This is a genomic window from Streptomyces sp. NPDC021093 (genome assembly GCF_044333135.1).
In the GTDB taxonomy this organism is placed as follows: domain Bacteria; phylum Actinomycetota; class Actinomycetes; order Streptomycetales; family Streptomycetaceae; genus Streptomyces.
On record NZ_JBIRQJ010000007.1, the window covers coordinates 54,063 to 69,883 of the forward strand.

General features: G+C 68.6%; 16 protein-coding genes. 2 read left to right on the forward strand and 14 right to left on the reverse strand.

Features of this window, described 5'->3' with window-relative positions; all coding sequences use genetic code 11:
• Window positions 1-10: 10 nt before the first annotated feature.
• Complete coding sequence (locus ACH4SP_RS22245) at window positions 11-862, reverse strand: helix-turn-helix domain-containing protein (protein ID WP_398417278.1); 852 nt, start codon at window positions 860-862, stop codon at window positions 11-13.
• Between the two features lie 278 nt (window positions 863-1,140).
• On the opposite strand from ACH4SP_RS22245, the gene ACH4SP_RS22250 reads away from it, so the two are divergent.
• Together ACH4SP_RS22250 and ACH4SP_RS22255 are read left to right on the forward strand one after the other, a co-directional pair.
• A complete protein-coding gene (locus ACH4SP_RS22250) occupies window positions 1,141-1,614 on the forward strand; it encodes an ATP-binding protein (RefSeq protein ID WP_398417279.1) in 474 nt (157 codons plus the stop codon).
• A 71-nt stretch (window positions 1,615-1,685) separates the two neighbouring features.
• Window positions 1,686-1,979 carry a hypothetical protein gene (locus ACH4SP_RS22255; protein ID WP_398417280.1) on the forward strand — a complete coding sequence of 98 codons (294 nt, stop codon included), beginning with the start codon at window positions 1,686-1,688 and terminating at the stop codon, window positions 1,977-1,979.
• Between the two features lie 1,835 nt (window positions 1,980-3,814).
• Here the strand turns inward: ACH4SP_RS22255 and ACH4SP_RS22260 are convergent.
• The 13 genes from ACH4SP_RS22260 to ACH4SP_RS22320 all read right to left on the reverse strand — a co-directional run bounded on the left by ACH4SP_RS22260 (window position 3,815) and on the right by ACH4SP_RS22320 (window position 15,670).
• Complete coding sequence (locus tag ACH4SP_RS22260; protein WP_398417281.1) at window positions 3,815-4,483, reverse strand: OmpA family protein; 669 nt, start codon at window positions 4,481-4,483, stop codon at window positions 3,815-3,817.
• A gap of 2 nt (window positions 4,484-4,485) precedes the next feature.
• On the reverse strand, window positions 4,486-5,085 hold the full coding sequence (locus ACH4SP_RS22265) for a hypothetical protein (RefSeq protein ID WP_398417282.1): 600 nt from the start codon (window positions 5,083-5,085) through the stop codon (window positions 4,486-4,488).
• 33 nt (window positions 5,086-5,118) lie between these two features.
• Window positions 5,119-5,733 carry a pilus assembly protein TadG-related protein gene (locus tag ACH4SP_RS22270; protein ID WP_398417748.1) on the reverse strand — a complete coding sequence of 205 codons (615 nt, stop codon included), beginning with the start codon at window positions 5,731-5,733 and terminating at the stop codon, window positions 5,119-5,121.
• A complete protein-coding gene (locus ACH4SP_RS22275) occupies window positions 5,730-5,966 on the reverse strand; it encodes a hypothetical protein (protein WP_398417787.1) in 237 nt (78 codons plus the stop codon). Before ACH4SP_RS22275 ends, ACH4SP_RS22270 begins: the two co-directional genes overlap by 4 nt.
• A gap of 128 nt (window positions 5,967-6,094) precedes the next feature.
• Window positions 6,095-7,156, reverse strand: a complete 1,062-nt coding sequence (locus tag ACH4SP_RS22280) for a response regulator (protein ID WP_398417283.1) — start codon at window positions 7,154-7,156, stop codon at window positions 6,095-6,097.
• 46 nt (window positions 7,157-7,202) lie between these two features.
• The gene (locus ACH4SP_RS22285; RefSeq protein ID WP_398417284.1) at window positions 7,203-8,573 is read right to left on the reverse strand and encodes a sensor histidine kinase; all 1,371 of its coding nucleotides are present in this window, start codon (window positions 8,571-8,573) and stop codon (window positions 7,203-7,205) included.
• Entirely contained in the window at window positions 8,570-9,460 is an 891-nt protein-coding gene (locus ACH4SP_RS22290) for a DUF5936 domain-containing protein (RefSeq protein WP_398417285.1), read from the reverse strand. The genes ACH4SP_RS22285 and ACH4SP_RS22290 overlap by 4 nt, the downstream gene beginning before the upstream one ends.
• 17 nt (window positions 9,461-9,477) lie before the next feature.
• Window positions 9,478-10,413, reverse strand: coding sequence for a type II secretion system F family protein (locus ACH4SP_RS22295; RefSeq protein ID WP_398417286.1), 936 nt, complete (start codon window positions 10,411-10,413; stop codon window positions 9,478-9,480).
• 8 nt (window positions 10,414-10,421) lie between these two features.
• Window positions 10,422-11,759, reverse strand: coding sequence for a CpaF family protein (locus tag ACH4SP_RS22300; RefSeq protein ID WP_398417287.1), 1,338 nt, complete (start codon window positions 11,757-11,759; stop codon window positions 10,422-10,424).
• 56 nt (window positions 11,760-11,815) lie between these two features.
• Window positions 11,816-12,229: a TadE/TadG family type IV pilus assembly protein gene (locus ACH4SP_RS22305; protein ID WP_398417288.1), complete on the reverse strand. Its 414-nt coding sequence runs from the start codon at window positions 12,227-12,229 to the stop codon at window positions 11,816-11,818.
• On the reverse strand, window positions 12,226-13,863 hold the full coding sequence (locus tag ACH4SP_RS22310; protein WP_398417289.1) for a CpaE family protein: 1,638 nt from the start codon (window positions 13,861-13,863) through the stop codon (window positions 12,226-12,228). The genes ACH4SP_RS22305 and ACH4SP_RS22310 overlap by 4 nt, the downstream gene beginning before the upstream one ends.
• Window positions 13,864-13,912: 49 nt before the next feature.
• Window positions 13,913-14,620: a Flp pilus assembly protein CpaB gene (cpaB, locus tag ACH4SP_RS22315; RefSeq protein WP_398417290.1), complete on the reverse strand. Its 708-nt coding sequence runs from the start codon at window positions 14,618-14,620 to the stop codon at window positions 13,913-13,915.
• 183 nt (window positions 14,621-14,803) lie between these two features.
• Window positions 14,804-15,670, reverse strand: a complete 867-nt coding sequence (locus ACH4SP_RS22320; RefSeq protein WP_398417291.1) for a hypothetical protein — start codon at window positions 15,668-15,670, stop codon at window positions 14,804-14,806.
• Window positions 15,671-15,821: the final 151 nt, after the last annotated feature.

Genomic DNA, 15,821 nt, shown 5'->3' on the forward strand with positions numbered 1-15,821 from the left:
GGCTCTCTCCTCACAGGTCGCGGGCAACGGCATGGATGAAGTCCCGTGACTTCTCGGGCGACAGGGCGATGTCCTCCATCCAGTCCAGATGTGCACGGTACTTCGCGAGTTGCGCGTCGCCATAGAGGAATTCGGGCCCGTGTGTGCTGTCTATCTGCACGGTGTCCAGTTGCGGAACAGGACCCTCGGCGTAGTTCACGGTCTGCCCGGCACCGGGGAAGGCGCCCGCCTCGAAGGGGATCACCCGCAGCGTGATGTTCTCCCGCTCCGACAGTACGAGCAGGTGCTCAAGCTGCGCACGGGCCACCTTCCGTCCGCCGAACTGCATGCGCAGGGCCGCTTCGTGTACGACGCCGATGTACGCGGCCGGGTCGGCCCCGCCGAGCACCTGCTGTCGCTCCACGCGGTACGCAAGCCTCAACGCAACCTCGTGCTCGGGCAGTTGGGGCACGACCACCCGGAACACCGCGATGGCGTGATCGCTGGTCTGAAGGATGCCCGGGATGTGCACCGAGTGCGCCGAGCGCATGCGCGGTGCGTGTGCCTCCAGCTCCGCGATGTCCAGCAGGGCCGCGGGCAGCGAGCCCCGGTAGCGGTCCCACCAACTCCGCGAGCGCGGGCGGGCCATGTCGACCAACGCTTCGAGGTACGCCTCGTCGGCACAGTCACAGTTGCAGGCGAGCGTACGCAGACGCTCCTCGCTGATCGCACGGATGCCCTGCTCGATGTTGGACACCTTGGAACGGTCGACACCCAGCAGCCCGGCTGCGGTCTCCGCTGACACATCGGCAGCAATGCGCATCTTGCGCAGCTCGCTGCCGAGTCGCTTCTGGCGTTCGGTCGGTGAGATTCTCGCCGCCATGCTGCTCCCTCCTCGGGTTTCTCCCGGAAGTCTGCCGTGTCCGAGCGGCCTCGCGCACGAGAAGGTGACACAAATCTGAGAACAGGTGGTCAATTGATCCCGCCTCACTCTACAGTCAGTAACGCACCGACTACTTACGTGAGTTGGAAGTGCATCGCGCGAGCCTGCCCGCAGCCTCCTTCCCTGGGAGGGGCGGGCCCGCGCCAGGGAGACAGGCCACTGCTCACCGGCGTACCGGGTGCGAACCCAACAGCCGCACTGAACAAGGGAGTTCAGCCATGTCGCACGCCATCCTCTGCCCGGCCGCCGCCCACCCGGTGGCAACCCAGGCCAGAACCACGTACGACGAGGCCGACGACCTCGCCCTCAGCCTGACCGTGCGGGGCGAGCCGCGCAGCGCCGGGATCGTACGGACAGCCATCGGGGCCGCCCTGCACGCCCACCACCTCGACTGGTACTGCCCGGTGACCGCCCTCGCCGCCACCGAACTCATCGCCGTGGCAAGCAGGTTGACGTGCGACGCCGACCTGTACGTATCCCTCCGCCACCGCGACGACGCGCTACGGCTCATCGTCTGGGACCAGCACCCGCCGCACACCGACCCGGACGCCGCCTCGCTCTGTTTCGTACGACGGCGTAACGCTCTGTGGCTCCTCACAGAGGCGGTCGAGGACTGGGGCGGGGAGTGGGGCGCGTGCGATGCACTGCCACCGCACCGGGGTATCAAGTCGTGGGTGAACCTGCCCCGTTGAGGGCTAACGTGACATCCACGCACGAACCCGTCTCCGATCTCCGATCTCCGACGAAAGGTCAGGGCCGCCCGGTGCCCCTCAGCGGACGTCTCGAACGACGCATCCGGCACGACTTCCCCGACCCCGGCTCGGCACTCGAAATCCTGCGCATGCTCGAAGAGCTGCCGGACGCCGCAGGCTACGACGCGAAACACTTCGGGAGTGAGCGCGTACAGGCTGCGATCGTGCTGCTCGCCCGGGGGGAGGCCCAGAAGTTCCACGAGGCCGTGCGACTCGCGAAGACCGACTGGCGCGACCTGCTGGTAGCAGCCGACCTGGCCCACGCGAACTGGCCTGACCGCTTGGACACCGAGCTCGGCTCCTGACGTACCGGCTCGGGAGACGGGCTCGGCGTCCAGGCGGGTGCGGGAGACGGGTGCGGTGTTGGAGGGGTTCCGGTAGGGCCGCCCCTCTTTTCATGGTCGCGCTTCCGGGTGCCCTGTAAAGGGCGCTCCCTGCGGTCGCGTCGGCTGCGCCGATTCCGCTGCGCTTCACCCTTGACAGGGCCCCCTCCAGCGCTGGGTTTTTTGAGGGGGGGCGCCCGGGGGGTGGCCACGGAGGAGGCCGGGAATCGGCCGGCGTTTCGTGGCCGGGCTGCGGGTGTGTGGGTGGGGGCGCCGGGAAGTGGTCCGGGTTGTGCGCAATCGCGGGCGCCGGTGGGTGGGGGCGCCGGGAAGTGGTCCGGTGGTCGGTGGACCTGGGCGCCGGTGGGTGGGGGTGCCGGGAAGTGGTGCGGATGGTGGTGGACCTGAGTGCCGGTGGGTGGGGGGCTGGGGGAGGGGTGGCCGTAGCGCTGGGACGTGACCGGTGAGTGGGGGCGTATCCCTGGCGGGGTGCGGGAGAGGCGACTGTGTGGGGAAAGTTGCGATCAACGCTCGGTAATCCACCCAGTCCCGTCCGCCCAGTGACAGGAGGAGAGACGTGGGGCGACAGAGCCTGGTGTGGTGCACCACGTGAAGCGCCGCCCCGGGCAACCGGCCTGACGGGGGCCGAATCCCCGGACAGGGGCGAAGACGGGGAGGAGGCGGAGGTGGGAGCGGAGGTCCGAGCGGAAGCGGGACTCATGGGCGGAGACCGGCCCTCCGGCCCTGGCCCAAACTCGCACCCCTGCCCGCACCCCTGCCCGTGCCCCTGCCCGTGCCCCTGCCCCTGTCCGTGCCCGCGCTCCTTGCCCGCACCCCTTGCCCTCTTTATGCGGGCCGGGCCTCACATCCCTCCCGCCCTCGCCCGGTCGCCCCCTCAGAAGAATGTCTCGCTTACACGAGCCACCAAGACATCAATCCGCCCCCTAACCCCCTCACAGCGAAATGCGACGACTCCCCCTCCCACCGCCACACTTCCCCACCCATGCCCCACGCCCCGCGCGCTCCCACAGCCCGCACTACCCACACCCACCCACACCAACCACCAGCTTGAACCCCATCTCCCCACCCACGCACAGCCGCTGAGCTCAGCCCAGCAGCCCCATTCAGGTCGGCGCACCCCCACCCACACCAACAGGTCGAACCAACGACCACCCATCTCCGAAGCCCCCACCCACCGGCGGAAAGGGCCTGGCATCCACCCGCAGGGATTCCCGAAGCCCCCACCCACCGGCGGACGGGATCTGAAGTCCACCCGCAGGGATTCCCGGCGCCCCCACCCACACACCCACCACCCGGCAGCGAAACCCGCACCACTCCCCGCACCTCCCCCGGGACCCGTCTTTTCGGGCTGCCCCCTTGGCTACTCTCACTTGCGCTGGAGGGGGCCCTGTCAAGGGTGAAGCGCAGCGCAATCGGCGCAGCCGACGCGACCGCAGGGAGCGCCCTTGACAGGGCCCCCGGAAGCGCCACTATCCCGCCAAGGGGGCAGCCCGAAACCCCCACCCCCCGACCCCGCCCCACCCCCACACCGCCCACCCCAGCCCGCTCCACACCGCCCACCTCACACCGCCCGCTCCGTGGCTGTTGTGCCGTGCACACAGCGGCAGTTACCACCGCTCCAGCCCGTCACGCCTGGACAGGGAGGGCCTTGTCAGAGGTCGCGATGGTGCCTATGTGAGGGAGGGATCGAGACCGGGGCCGATGTCCGCTGGTCGTGCGCTCGCCCCGGCAGCTGGCCGGCGGCCGGGTGCCAGGTGCCGGGTGCCGGGGCGAGGCTTCTGCGGCCGGGCCTGGGCTCAAGCACCCGGTGTGGTACCGGTGTTGGGTGCGTCGCCGCGCGGGAAGGTGACCTCGACGCGGCGGTTCTTCTTGCGGCCCTCTTCGGTGGCGTTGTCGGCGATGGGGTAGTCCTCGCTGTAGCCGCGTACCTCGAAGGTGACGTTGGAGCCGAGGGTCTTGGTCAGCTCCAGCTGGACCATGTCCGCGCGCTTCTTGGAGAGCTTCTGGCCGTGCTCGTACGAGCCAAGGTTGTCGGTGAAGCCGAAGACGCGGATCTTGGTGGTCTTGTTGGCAACGGCCTCCTCCCCGATGGCCTTGATGCGGGACGAGGCGGCGGCGTTGAGCTTGTCGCTGTCCTTGGGGAAGAGAACTTCGGCCTGGAGGGCGAACTTGACGTCGGAGTTGGTGTCTTCACGGCGTTCTTCGCCGCCTGTGTCTTCGATGACGGACTTGATGTCGATCACTCGGGCGGGGGCCAAGGTGCCGCCGTCACTGAGCTTGAGGCCAGGAGAATTGGCGTCCACCTTGGGGGGCTCAGCGGCGGTGATGCTGCCTGGGGGAACGCTGGGTGTCGGACCGGGATCTGCGGCGGCGACGGTGGCACCCAAACCCACAATCAAAGACGCTGTAGCGCAGACTGCAGTGACGACTGGGGCTGGTCGACTTCGGGAGTAGATGAAGGACATGGTCACTCACCATCCGAAATCTCAATGGCAGCCGGGGGCATGTCACCAACCTGGAAATCGACCTTCTTCGTTCCTGCCGGAGGTGCTGGGAACTGGGCGAACCAGATTGTTTCCTGCTTCGCCGGAATCCCGTTCGCAAATTTGGTGCACAGGCAACGACCGTCTGTGTCTCGGAGAATTAGGTACTTCTTCTTACCTTTCTTGTCAATCAGTGAAGCACCCGCCAAGGACGACTGATTAGAAGCCAGTTCCTGCTCGCTCCCCTGCCAATTGGGAGCCGACCAGAGCACGGCTCCTCCATTCTTCACTTTCCCGTTCAGCGTGACAAAACCACCTTGGTCACGAATGGCCGAGTTAATTGTAAGGGTGATGTTGTCCCCACCCTTGACCTCTGCCAGAACGGTATCTCCCGCTGGTGGTTGCGCAGACTGTGACGCGGTACCCCTGTCGGCACCCTTTGCAGGGGGCTGCGGAGAAGAAGGCGGGGGCGTCTGGCCGTCCTTCTCCCCACCCCCACAGCCAGCCACCGCAATGGCCAAGCCAGTCGTGATCGCTACAGCGGTCAGTGCCCTTCGGGCCTTCATGGTGCGCCGCATGGTCATCAGGGATTCTTCCTTCTTTTTGAAATTCGCACGTCACTCGGCAAGATGGACGGAGAACAAGTCATTCGCTTTGGGGAGCGTATCGGGATCCAAGTCGGCGATCTTCGTGGGATCTATCTCCCAGATCCCACTCCCCTTGCAGTCGATGACGACGAGCTTCGCGAGATCCGCATCGGGGGCAATCACACACAGGGGCTTAATAACCGCTGTGGCATTGGCGTTTGCGTGGGTACTCTCCGTTCCGGGGAGGATTGAATTGCCGACTGTATACCGAGTCCGGATGTTCGCCTTGAAGGCCGGGTCTCCTTGCACCCAGGCAAATTGGATCCCGGCCAGGTCGGACCTGTTCGACGCGGCCAACTGGGCGGCTGCACCCTGCCCGTTACCCTCAAAGCCCTTCGCGTCCAGCCAATCCACCAGGGCTTCAGGGTTGGCGATGTCGTCGAAGAAGCCCTGAGTCAACTCGTCCCGTACGTCCTGTGCCGCCGCCAGTGCTGCCGCGTCCGCTGCCGACTGGCCACCATTCCGCGCCACCGCAGCCTGAGCGAAGGCGAAGTAGGCGAACGCAAGAAAGAGCAGACCCCCCACCACCACGACGTACATGGGAAGGGTCTGCCCCCGGTCACCGCCCCTGCGGGCAAGCCTCAGCCAGCGGTGATCCGACCGACCGCCGCCGTGAGCGCGCCAGCGATCAACGCGCCCAAGTTCGTCCCCTTCACCGCCACCACAATCAGCGCGATGATCACCACCAGGCCCGCATACTCCACGATGCTCGCGCCCTTGTCCGCCTTCTTGTGCATCCGCTCGACGACCGTGTCGCGCCACTGCCCGACCGCGATCATTGCCTTCGCTGCTGCCTTGAGCGAGATGTCCTGCGCCATGGTGAGGCCCTCCGAGTCCGGCGTACGTTCCTTGGTCAGTGCGGTCGCTCGATCTGCCGGAAAGATACTCCTGAAGCACCCGCCGCACAGAGGGTCCGTGGGCCCAACCCTGGGCCCAGATCGCTGACTTAGCCACGGCTGTTCCCCCCTCCCCCGATGCCCCGCCGACCATTCCTCGCCGTGCCGACCCACTTCGCGATCGCTTCGCTCCGCGTCGCACTGTGCAGCTTCGCGAAGATGCGGTTGATGTGGTTCTTGACCGTCTTCTCGCTGATGAAGCAGGTGGCGGCGATTTGCTGGTTGCTCATGCCTGCGGCGATGAGATCCATGACCTCCACCTCCCTCGCACTCAGCCCGTACGCCTGCCGCTCGTACTCCAACGGGTACTGTGGCACGCCTGGTTGCAGGTGCGAAGGACTTGCGCCCCGATGTGAGGAACTTGAGACATCTGGCTTTGAGTTGGGGTCTTCCCATGTATGTGCAGTCGCACTACGACCTGCGTACGGGACGCCCGTCGCGTACACCGAGCCCAAGCCCAGTCCCTCCGGCAGCTTCGTCGCTCCCGTATTGCCCCGCATGTGGGCCAGCAGGGCGTTCTGTGCCGAGGCCGTGAAGTGGGCCCGGCCCTCCTTGATGTCCCTTACCGCACAGAGCAGTTGGTCCGGTGTGAACTCCCCGTGCACCACGTATCCGCCCGCGCCGAGCCGCAGCGCCTCCTGCACGATCTCGCTCTCGCGGCTGTACGTCAGCATCATCACCGGCGCCACCTTCACCAGGTGGGGCAACGCGGACAGGCCGTCCACGCCCGGCATTCGTACGTCCAACAGGACCACGTCCGGGCGGAAGTGCTCCGCCGCGGCGAGTGCCTGGCGGCCGTCGTTGGCCTCGGCGACCACGTCTATGTCGGCACGCGAGCCCAGGAGCGCGGTCAGTCCGGCCCGTACGACCGGGTTGTCGTCGACGATCACCACCCGCAGGACGGGGAGCGGGCCGAAAGGGTCGGGGGAATCAGGGATCGGGAAGTGGGTCGGGAACGCCGCCTCCGGCGGAAGGGGAGGGACGGTAGTCCCGTGCGGGGTGTGTTCCGAGCGGGGTTCGACCGTGTGCGACGAGGTGTGCTGGGACACGTGCGTCGACGCGGACCGGGGGCCTGAGTGGTACGAGGTGCTTTCGTAGCGTGCTTCCGACATGGTGCGGCCTCCTCTCGGGAGTGGGGACGGGGAGGGAGCGAGCGGTTCAGTCCGGGTGTGCGAGTAGTACTGCGGCAGGTGCGGTGAGCGCCGACACCGGGAGTTCCAGGCGTACTTCCGTGCCGCCCTCGCTGCGGCCCCGCCCGATGCGGATGCGCGCGCCGATGCCGGCCGCCCGCTCCACCATGCCGACCAGGCCGAAGTGGCCCGCCCTGCGGAGGTCGTCCAGGCGGAGGCCGGGCGGCAGGCCGGTGCCGTCGTCGAGGATGCTGACCCGGAACATCCCGTCGAGCGTGCCCAGTTCGACGGTGACGTGCTGGGCGTGGGCATGGCGGTGACTGTTCTCCATGGCCTCGGTGGCGACGGTGACGAGCTGGCGGGCCACGGCGTGCGGTACGGAGGGGACGGGCGTCGGGCCCACCGGGGTGAGGTGCGCGGAGATGCCGGTCCGGTCGGTGAAGTCCTTGACGCGCGCGGTCAGTTCCTCCGCCACGTCCACTCCGCCGTCCTCGTAGTCCGCCTGGCGGCGCAGGTCCGAGAGGATCTCGCGGGACTCCGCCGCCGCCCGGCGGGCAGAGCGCGCCACCATCCCCGCCTGGTGCTTCACCGTCATCGGGTCCATGCGGTCGGCTGAGACGGCGAGGCTCTCGGCCGCCATCGCCACGCCCTGCAGGGTCTTGGCGACCGAGTCGTGCATCTCGCGGGCGAGGCGGGCCCGCTCCTCGCCGACCGCGTCCGTGACGGCGAGCCGGGCCTTGGCCTCCGACAGAGCCTGGGTGGCTTCGCCGAAGCGGAACATCAGATTGCGCAGGGTCACCCCGACGACTCCGGCCGCCACGCAGAACCCGCTTATCAGCAGGGTGCTGGCCGGTCCTGACATCCTGCTCGCCCAGGCCACGTACGCCGCCCCGAGCAGGAGTATCTGGACCACCGCGAAGATGCCCGCTCCCCGCCAGCCGTACAGCAGGCCTGCGAGCAGCGGCGTGCAGACCGTCGCGTACCCGAGTGCCGAGTCGGGCGAGGCCGTCAGCAGGAGTACGGAGCCGAAGGCGAGGTCGGCGGCCATCAGCGAGCGGTACTTGATGAGGAGCGGGGCGAAGGTCTCCCAGTCGCGCAGCATGGCGTACGAGCCGACGAAGCTGGCCACCACCGCCGCACCGACCAGGCCCACACCGAAGTTTCCTTCGGCCCGCTCCAGGGCGAAGGGCGCGCCCAGCGCGATCATCGCGAGCCGGAAGCCGAAGACCTGGCGGCAGAGGGCCTGGAGCGCGTTGGTCTGGATGCGGATGCTGGGGGCCGGGGCGTCCTCGGCCAGGGCCGACGCCGGGGCGGGTTCCTGCGCGTGGGCGCCGCCCAGGAACCCTCCGGCTCTGCTGCGGAGGCCGCTGGGAAGGCTCGGTAGGAACATCGTCGTCATCCGCTGAAGAGTGAGCCGAAGTCGGCGTCGGAGCCTAGGAACATGTTCGCGACGATGAGGATCAGGGTCGCCGGGACCATGAAGACGAGGGTGACGACGGTCGTCTTGGGGATGGCCTTGGCCGCTCGGCGCCGGGAGTTCTGGGCGTCGGTGCGGCGCATGTCGTTGGCGATCTGGATGAGGGTTTCGGCGATCGGCGAGCCCAGCTCCTCGCCCTGCTGGAGCGCGGTGACGAACTGGGAGACCTGCTCGGAGTCGTTGCGCCTGCGGAGCGCTTCGAAGGCCTGCCGCCGGCTGACCCCCATGTCCATCTGCCGGAGAGTGATGCGGAGTTCGTCCGCCCAGGGGCCCTCGTACTTCTCCGCGACCCGTTCGAGTGCCTGGCGGAAGCTGAGGCCCGCGCTGACGACGACGGCGAGAACGTCGAGGAAGTCCGGGATGGTCCGTTCGATGACGTCCTTGCGCTCACGGACCGCCTGCCAGATCAGCACGTCGGCGGCGAACCATCCGTAGGCCAGGGCGAAGACCGCGAAGAGCGTCATGCCGTTGATGAGGAGGAGGAACCCGGTGACGAGGCCGAAGATGCCGTACGAGGCGCGGCGGGCCGCATACCTGTCGACGGTGAGGCCGCCCGGGTTGCCCGCCATGTCGATCTTGCGGCGCTTCTTGTCGACCATGACCGGACCCATCGCCCTGAGCACCGCCGGGGCGAAGCGGATGCCGAAGCGGTCGATCAAGGAGTCCTTGCCGGAGACCCGGGACGCGCCGACTTCGAGGGCGACGGCCAGGTCGCCGGGCACCTTCGCCTCCGCCCGGTACATCTTGATGCCGTAGATGATGCCGGTGACGCTCAGCGCCAGGGCCAGTGCGAGCAGCAGTCCGATCATGTCCGTCCGCCCTCCCCTCAGACTTCGATCTTGCCGAGACGTCGCATGACGATGAATCCGAGTGCGTAGAGGGCGATGGCGACGATGACGACGGCCTGGCCGATGGGGTTGCCGGTCATCTTGGCGAGCGAACCGGGCGTCATCGAGTTCAGCATGATCATTGCCCCGAGCCCCAGCAACGGAATCGTGTACGCGGTGGCATTGACCTCCGACAGCATCGTGCGGACCTCCCGCCTGGTCTCCTTGCGCTCCTCCAACGTCTCGGTGAGGTTCCGCAGGGAGCCGACGACGGTGCCGCCCGCCCGGTTGGAGAGCACCAGCGTCGTGACCAGGACGACGAGTTCGCGGGACGGCAGACGTTCGGCGAGTTCACCGAGGGCGTCGTCGATCGAGCGGCCCACCGCCAACTGGCTCGCCACCGTTGCCAGTTCCTCTCCCGCCGGGGCCTCCAGCTCCTCGGCGGCCATGCCGAGCGCCGTGCGCAGGGCCAGGCCCGCAGCCGTCGCGTTCGCGAGGATGCGGGAGAGGTCGGGGAGCTGGTTGATGAACGCCTCGATGCGCTTCTGGCGCTGCCAGTTGAGGAAGGTGTTGGCCGCCCAGATCGCCACCAGGCCCGCGACCGGGCCGAAGAACGGGGCGAGCACCGAGCTGGCGATCAGCCAGAGCGCGGCCGCGCCGCCCAGGACGTACACGAAGAACTCGCCCGGTGTCAGGTCGAGTCCGGTCGCCGACAGTCGCAGCTGGAGGCGTTTGCCGAGGGCCGTCCTGCGGAGCCTGCGGTCGATGGCTGCGAAGTTGCGGCGCCGTCCCGAGGAGTGCCCGGTGGTGAGGGCGAGGCGGTCCTCCAGGGCCGCGCGCTGGGCGCGACCCGAGGAGTAGGTGTGGATGCCGAGGACGGCCAGGACGCAGCAGAGCAGCGTCGCGCCCGTCGCCAGCATTGCGGGGTTGTCCATAGCCGTACCTACTGGGCCTCTCGGAGAAGGAGGGGGTTGTGGTCGTCGACCACGCCGAAGGCGGGCGGGATGGGTTCGCCGGCGAGGTAGAGCCGTTCCGCGGTGCGGCGCGGCAGCGGCAGGTGCTCGAAGTAGCCGTGGACGAGACGGTCGGCACTCATCGGCTGGGCCAGGAAGCGGGAGACGGTCGCGATCTGGAACTGTTCGCGGCCGTGCGAGACGAGGAGGGCGATCTCGCTGATCTTGCGGGAGCCGTCGGGCAGGCGGTCCAGCTGGACGAGTACGTCGACGGCGCTGTTGATCTGGTCCTTGAGCGCCTCGAAGGGGATCTCGACCTCGGACATGGAGCCGAGGGTCTGGAGGCGCATCAGCGCGTCCTCGGCACTGTTGGAGTGGACGGTGGCGAGCGAGCCGTCGTGGCCGGTGGACATGGCCTGGAGCATGTCGAGGGTCTCGCCGCCGCGGACCTCACCGACGATGATGCGGTCGGGGCGCATGCGGAGGGAGTTGCGGACCAGGTCGCGGATGGTGATCTGGCCCTTGCCCTCGACGTTGGGCGGCCTGGTTTCGAGGCGGATGACGTGGGCCTGCTGGAGCTGGAGCTCGGCGGCGTCCTCGATGGTGATGATGCGCTCGCGCTCCGGGATGAGGCCGGAGAGGGAGTTGAGGAGGGTGGTCTTTCCGGAGCCCGTACCGCCGGAGACGATCACGTTGAAGCGGGCCCGGACGAAGGCGGACAGCAGCATCAGTATCTGGTGGTCCAGGGTGCCGAGCGCGATCAGCTCGTCCAGGCGGTACGCCTTCGGGAAGCGCCGGATGGTGAGCGTGGGGCCGGTGAGGGAGAGCGGCGGGAGGATGACGTTGACGCGCTCGCCGGACGGGAGGCGGGCGTCGACCATCGGGTTGGACTCGTCGACGCGGCGGTTGACGGTGGAGACGATGCGCTCGATGGTCTGCATGAGCTGCTCGGTGGAGGCGAACCGCATGGGGAGCTGTTCGACTCGCCCGGCGCGCTCGACGAAGATCGAGTCGGGGCCGTTCACCATGATCTCGGTGATGGAGGCGTCTTCGAGGAGCGGTTCGAGGACGCCGAGTCCGAGGGCTTCGTCGACGACGCGGCGGATCAGCTGGGAGCGCTCGGCGGTGGAGAGGACCGGGCCCTCGCGGCTGATGATGTGGCCGAGTACGCGCTCCAGGCGGGCCCGCCGTTCGGCCGCCGCGAGGGACGACATCTCGGCGAGGTCGATCTCTTCGAGCAGTTTCGCCCGGTAGGTGGCGACCAGGTGGCCGTCCTCCCGCCCCCCGCCGTGGTCCTCGGGGGCGGCGATACGTTGCCGCAGGCTCATGTGGGTCCGTTTCTTGTACGTGTGCGGGGTGGAGGGTGCGGGGTGCGCGGGCTCCTCTAAAGGGGCTCGTCGCGCGGCATGGTGACGGTGCGGGTCACCGGGCCGAAGAGGTTGATCCCGGGGAACACGGACGGGACCTGGATGGTGGCCGTACCGACCACGGAATCTCCGTCCGGGGCGGAGATGGTGGCGCCGCCCCGCATCCAGCCACTGATCGAGGCCAGACCTGCGGCCTGACCGGTACCCGGCTCCAGAGATGCCGCCCGCGCCGCCGCTCTCGCCGCCGTACCGGCCTGCGAGCCCGCGTACCCGATGAGACCGAGCTGGATGACGGCGACGGCGACGATCAGCAGGATCGGCAGGAAGCCGGTGAATTCGAGGATCGCGGAGCCACGGTCGCGGCGGTCCTTGGCGCGCAGGGCGTCCCACAGCCGTGGCCGAGTCGTCGTGTGCGCTACCGGCGTGCTCATTCCGGGGCCTCCTCGCTGGCCGCTCCGCCGTTGCCGGTGACGATCCACGGGAGGTTGACCGCGCCGGGGAAGAGCATCGGGGTCTTCAGCTTCACGGTCGACGTCACGACCCCGCCCGCAGCGGCGGGAAGGCACCCCACGTCCGCGCCCGCCCGCCAGCTCGCCGCCACGTTCTTCAACGCCGCCTCCCGGCACGCCCCCGCTCCGTCGCCGCCCGACGCGTACGCGGCCGCCGCCGCCCGTGCTCCCTCGTCCGCCGCGTTCCCCGCCTGCGTGAAGGTGTAGCCCCACAGCACGCACTGCCAGAGCAGCACCAGTACGAAGAGGATCAGCGGCGCCATCCCGGCGAACTCGACGGTGAGCGCGCCCCTGTCGCCCTTCGTACGGTCCCTGCGCCCCCGCAGCCCGACCGCCCCCCTGTCGCTGCGCAGCCGGCCGCCGCGGCCGCCCTGTGCCGTCTCCGCCGTCTTCACCAGACCCAGCTCCCCCGCCAGCGCCCACAGCGCCTGCTTGACGGTGCTGCGGCTGTCCAGGTCCTGGAGGCGGCCCGCGTCGGCCGCCGACTGGAGTTCCTTGTAGTGGGAGGGGACGGCGCTGCGCGCGACCTTGGTGCCGGTGATCCGCTCGACCAGGGAGGGCTGGATCTCGCTGTTGCGGGTGTGCCGGTTGACGACGGTCGTCGTCTCCTCGGCCTTGCGGATCTGGAGCCGCTCCCAGAGCCGGACCATGCGCTTCGCGGCCCGTACCGCGACGACGTCGGGGGTGACCACGAGGAGCGCCTGGTCGGCCATTTCGACGGCTGCGGCGTTGGCGCTGTTCATCTGGGTTCCGCAGTCGACGACCACGACCTCGTACCGGTTGCGCAGGGCGCTGACGACCTGGCGGGCCACCCGGTCGGTGACCTCCTCGCCGCGTTCGCCCTCGGCGGGGGCGAGGAGCAGGCCGATGCCGGTGGCGTGGGTGTAGAGGGCGTCCTGGAGGACGCGGGGCGAGATGTCGGAGATCCCGGCGAGGTCGACGATGGAGCGCCGGAACTGCACGTCGAGGTACGAGGCGACGTCCCCGGACTGGAGGTCGAGGTCGACCAGGGCGACCGACCTGCCGGACGCCCGCGCTGCCAGGGCGAGTTGGACGGACGTCAGGGTCGCTCCCATGCCGCCCTTCGCGCCGGTCACGGTGACGACGGTGCCGCCGGGCCCCGCGAAGACGTCAGGGCCTGCACCCAGGTGGCGTCGTACGCCCACGGACCAGGAGGCCGCGTTGTGCACCCGGCCCGCCAGCTCCTCGTATCCGAGCGGAAGTCCGATCATGCCGCGCGCACCCGAGTCCATCGCCGCGGTGAACACCTGCGGGCTGGTGTCGGCGGAGATCAGGACGACGCCGACGGCGGGGAAGCGGAGCGCCACCTCGCGGATCAGCTCCAGGGCCGGCACGGGGCCGATCCGCTCGTGGACCAGCACCACCTCGGGCAGCTCGTCCAGCGACTCGCCCGCCAGCCGGGCGAGCGTGTCGAGCAGCGAGGTCGAGTCGGGGGCGGGCGAGGCCGGTTCGGCGTCCGGGAGTTGGCTGAGCAGGGTGATGATGGCGCGGGCGGCGTCCGGGTCGCCCACCGCCGGGAGGATACGCGTCGTCATGCGGCCGTCCTCACTACTTGTCCCCGAGTGACTGCGTGGCTCCGGATCACTACTTGTCCCCGTTGAGCGTGTACGTACGGTCCCGCGGAGTGACGTTCGGGTCGCTGCCGTCGGCCACCCGGGCCAGCCGGACGTGCTTGGCGAACGACTCGGCGTAGGCGACGCGCTGGGCGTCGAGGGTGCTGAGGGCGAAGGTGATCGGAACCGCGTCCGTGTTGGCGCGGTTGCGGTCCTCCCTGGAGGGTTCGAGAACGGTGATCTTGCCGACGTCGAGCACCCGTGCCCCGGCCACGATGACCCGGGACTGGTCCGCCTCGGTCTTCTCCTTGCCCTCGAACGTCGCGTAGATGTTCACCCGAGCCCCCGGATTGATCTTCCCCGCCACCCCCGTGGCCGCATCGATCATGATGGCGATCTCCTGCTCCCCCGCGGCCAGTTCCGGCTTCTTGACGAGCATGTCCGTCTGGAGGAGCGAGCCGCCCTTGAGCTGGGTGACGGCGATCTTGCCGCGGATTTCGGAGATGTCCGTGATCGCGTTCTCCGAGAGCCAGCGCTTCGGCATCTCGATCTTCTCGAACTGTGCGTCGCTGAGCGCCTTGTACGGGGCCACGTCCCCCTTGAGCCGGTACGCCGTCACTTCGGGACCGACCTTCGAGTTCACGTCGCGGATCACCGAGAGCACGCCGACGAACGCGCCGATGGCGCACAGGACCGACAGGAGCAGCAGGATGATGCCGCGGCGCTGACGTGAATTCATGGTGCCGGTTACCTCGATCAGGAACGTGGGACCCGGGGGGAGCGGGCCTTCGACGGACGGTGAGCGTGGTGGTGCGCGGGCAGGGGGCGGAGGGGGCGGGCACAGGTGGTGCGTGGCGGGCATTGCGTGCGTTGTGTGGTGTGCGGTGCGTACATGTACGTGCGTTGCGTACATGTACGTGCGTTACGTCGAGCCACGGTTCAGGACACCCGCCGCGTGCAGTTGGTTCTCGGCCGGCGCCACCGGGGCCGAGCAGAAGCCGCAGCGGTCTCCTATCAGCTGGATTCCGCACCAGTGACACTGCTCGCGCCGTACCGAGGAAACCAGCTGGTAGAGGACCGAGATGTCGGGCAGGAAGGCCGCGAACTCGACCAGCTTGGAGGTCCCCCACCAGGTGGAGGACCCGGCCGGGAGTTCGACCTCCTGGATGCCCTGGACCTGCCAGCCGGGGGCCAGGGTCTCCGTGACCCAGGTGGCGGACAACTGGCCGTGGGCGATCGCCAGTTGGGTGGAGAATTCCGGGCCGGAGAGGGTTTCCTCGCCGCCGACCTTGATCAGCTGCGGTTCCGGGTTGGCCGTGACGGCGAACTGGGTGCCCGGCATCCACGACTTCGCGTGCGACTTCAGGCTGACCGGGATGCGGTCGAGCTTGGTGACGGAGTTGAGGAGCGCGCCCGCGTAGACGTAGTGGGAGAGCAGGCGGGCGGCGGAGGCGACGACGCCCGCGCTGAAGTCGCAGACGGAGAGCTGGCGCAGCTGGCGGGTGAGGACCGCGATGCCCAGCGGTGGCAGGTCGAGCTTGAGGAGGGCGATCCGGTCGGTTTCGAGGACCGAGCGGACCGTGTGCAGCCGGCGCTCGTGGGCGGCGGAGATCGACGCGGGGTAGAGGGCGACGACGTGTCCGTGCCGTTCGAGCGTGACGGTCATTTCGGCGAGCGCGTCGTCCAGGGACTGGGTGTCGGGGCCCTGGAGGAGGATCGCGGCCGGGGTCTGGTGGTCGGTCGGCGGCAGCACCAGGTCGGCACTGGTCACGGCTATCGCTGTCGGCACGTCGATGTCCCCGCTCCTCGTCGCCCGCCCGTTCCCCGCTCACACGTGGTGCATCAGCACTTTAGCCACGTCATTCGTGGTAGAGAACAGCTTCCAGAGATCCCGTACGCCTCTCAACTCACCTGAATTACGGAGAAGTTGATCATTGCGA

Bases quoted from the DNA above. Each gene is read 5' to 3' on its own strand.
- ACH4SP_RS22300 (WP_398417287.1), bottom strand. From the start codon at position 11,759: ATGAGCCTGCGGCAACGTATCGCCGCCCCCGAGGACCACGGCGGGGGG.
- ACH4SP_RS22305 (WP_398417288.1), bottom strand. From the start codon at position 12,229: ATGAGCACGCCGGTAGCGCACACGACGACTCGGCCACGGCTGTGGGAC.
- ACH4SP_RS22275 (WP_398417787.1), bottom strand. From the start codon at position 5,966: ATGGCGCAGGACATCTCGCTCAAGGCAGCAGCGAAGGCAATGATCGCG.
- ACH4SP_RS22285 (WP_398417284.1), bottom strand. From the start codon at position 8,573: ATGACGACGATGTTCCTACCGAGCCTTCCCAGCGGCCTCCGCAGCAGA.
- cpaB (WP_398417290.1), bottom strand. From the start codon at position 14,620: ATGAATTCACGTCAGCGCCGCGGCATCATCCTGCTGCTCCTGTCGGTC.
- ACH4SP_RS22295 (WP_398417286.1), bottom strand. From the start codon at position 10,413: ATGGACAACCCCGCAATGCTGGCGACGGGCGCGACGCTGCTCTGCTGC.
- ACH4SP_RS22245 (WP_398417278.1), bottom strand. From the start codon at position 862: ATGGCGGCGAGAATCTCACCGACCGAACGCCAGAAGCGACTCGGCAGC.
- ACH4SP_RS22290 (WP_398417285.1), bottom strand. From the start codon at position 9,460: ATGATCGGACTGCTGCTCGCACTGGCCCTGGCGCTGAGCGTCACCGGC.
- ACH4SP_RS22250 (WP_398417279.1), top strand. From the start codon at position 1,141: ATGTCGCACGCCATCCTCTGCCCGGCCGCCGCCCACCCGGTGGCAACC.
- ACH4SP_RS22310 (WP_398417289.1), bottom strand. From the start codon at position 13,863: ATGACGACGCGTATCCTCCCGGCGGTGGGCGACCCGGACGCCGCCCGC.
- ACH4SP_RS22265 (WP_398417282.1), bottom strand. From the start codon at position 5,085: ATGACCATGCGGCGCACCATGAAGGCCCGAAGGGCACTGACCGCTGTA.
- ACH4SP_RS22260 (WP_398417281.1), bottom strand. From the start codon at position 4,483: ATGTCCTTCATCTACTCCCGAAGTCGACCAGCCCCAGTCGTCACTGCA.
- ACH4SP_RS22280 (WP_398417283.1), bottom strand. From the start codon at position 7,156: ATGTCGGAAGCACGCTACGAAAGCACCTCGTACCACTCAGGCCCCCGG.